The following is a 1,730-nucleotide window of genomic DNA, read 5'->3' as shown; positions in this document are numbered from 1 at the left end:
GGCCCGAGTGGTCCCCGCGCCTGCGGGGGTGGTCCCCAGCGCCTAGACACCCAGCTGCTGATGGGGACCGTGGTCCCCGCGCCTGCGGGGGTGGTCCCTGCGCGATACCGACGGCCCCGGCGGGGCTCGTGTGGTCCCCGCGCCTGCGGGGGTGGTCCCCAGCCGTGGTTGTCCGGCGGCGGGCCGACCTCGTGGTCCCCGCGCCTGCGGGGGTGGTCCCACGCTGCGGACCGCTTTCCCGGCCGCGCGCTGGTGGTCCCCGCGCCTGCGGGGGTGGCGCACTCGGCAACGTAACCACCAGGCGTCATGCGACTGCGGCGGGCGGCCTGCTGGACGAGCGCGAACTCGGCGTCGTTGAAGCGTGAGTGGACACGACACTCCGGAGTGGGCGGACCGGATCAAGGCCAACGTGGCCGGCGAGGTCCGGCGCAGAAGGAAGGGAAGGGGATGGAGCCGATTGACTGACTGCCTTGGTGCGGCGGACCGGGACGGCATCTCAGATGATCAGGAACCTCCGACGACGCCCGCCCTCGATTTTCTGCAGAAAATCCGCGGGTGGTCAGGGCCGTCGAAGGTGAGGCGTGCAGGGGCGAGGAAGCCGAAGCCGGTCACCTGGGTGCCGGAACTCCCCCACCACTCTCCCCAAATCGCGGTCACGTCCACGTCGGCCAGGACGGGCCATCGGGGGTTCCGTACCAGGCGTGCTGAGTCTCGGGGGTGACGGTGAGCCCGAAGTCCTCCCGTTCGGGCTGCCCGGTCGGGAAGAGGTGGGCGAGGGTTTCCACTTCGTCCCATAGGGCGCGGGGGCCGGCTTGGCGGATCGTGCCGTCCAGGTGGGCGCGGGCCACGGAGCCGTCCGGTGTCCAGATCCCCACAGCATCAGAGTCCTCGTCACCGTCGCCGCTCCAGGTGCAGGACCGGTAGCCGGGCAGTGCCAGTGACAGTGGGAACGCCAGCCGGTCCAGGAGATCGGTTGTCACCGTGGTCCCGCTGGTATGTGGTTCCGTGGTGTCGAGGTCGGCGAACCGGGGCGTGACGGCCGGGATGCGGCGGGGCATGAAGTACGCCCCGCCGGGCAGGAACCGGCCCTCGGCGCCGCCGTTGCGGACGGTGAGGCGGGCCAGGCCCCAGCCGACCGGGGCGAGGATCACGGCCCCGTCGCGGCTCTGTTCGATCCAGGCGGGGGGAATGTGGGTCATGCCGCAGGTGGCCATGATCCGGTCGAAGGGTGCCCGGCCGGGTACGCCCAGGGTGCCGTCGCCGGTGTGTACGTGGGGGTGGTGGCCGGCTGCGGCGAGCCGGTCGGTGGCCGGACCGGTGAGCGAGGGGTCCACGTCCACGGTCGTGACGGCCTTGTCGCCCAGCAGATGGCCCAGGAGGGCGGTGTTGTATCCGGTGCCGGTGCCGATTTCGAGCACCTGGTGCCCCTGCTCGGTTTCCAGGGCTTCCAGCATGGCGAGCATCAGGCTCGGCTGGCTGGACGAAGAGGTGGGGTCTGAGCCGGTGAGCTGCGTGGTCAGCGCTGTGTCGGAGTACACGGCGGGCCAGTAGGTGTCATCGGCCGCTGTGGTCAGCCGCCATGCCTGGTCGGGCTGCTGCCGGAGGAAGGCGGGAACGAAGACGTGGCGGGGCACCGTCGCGAACGCGTCGTACCAGGGGGAAGCCGGTGTGGTCATCTCCTGGGCCAGGGCGGTGCGCAGGGCGGCGGCATCGGCCGCGGTGGTCGTCAC

The 1,730-nt window shown here is 71.6% G+C and carries 1 protein-coding gene, 1 pseudogene and 1 CRISPR repeat array; of the genes and pseudogenes, one reads left to right on the top strand and one right to left on the bottom strand.

Going from position 1 to position 1,730, the window contains the following annotated elements:
- Positions 1 to 7 precede the first annotated feature (7 nt).
- A CRISPR array of direct repeats spans positions 8 to 281; the repeat unit is 29 nt; unit sequence GTGGTCCCCGCGCCTGCGGGGGTGGTCCC.
- Positions 282 to 361: 80 nt separating this feature from the next.
- Positions 362 to 454: pseudogene (locus ACWF94_RS39980) on the top strand (transcriptional regulator); the annotation flags it as partial.
- 199 nt (positions 455 to 653) lie between these two features.
- Here the strand turns inward: ACWF94_RS39980 and ACWF94_RS39975 are convergent.
- On the bottom strand, positions 654 to 1,730 hold a 1,077-nt coding region (locus ACWF94_RS39975; protein ID WP_453500126.1), incomplete at its 5' end, for a methyltransferase domain-containing protein.

This window comes from Streptomyces sp. NPDC055078, assembly GCF_053607985.1.
Note: the sequence above shows the minus strand (reverse complement) of the source record. Positions and strands in the feature narration are given on the sequence as shown.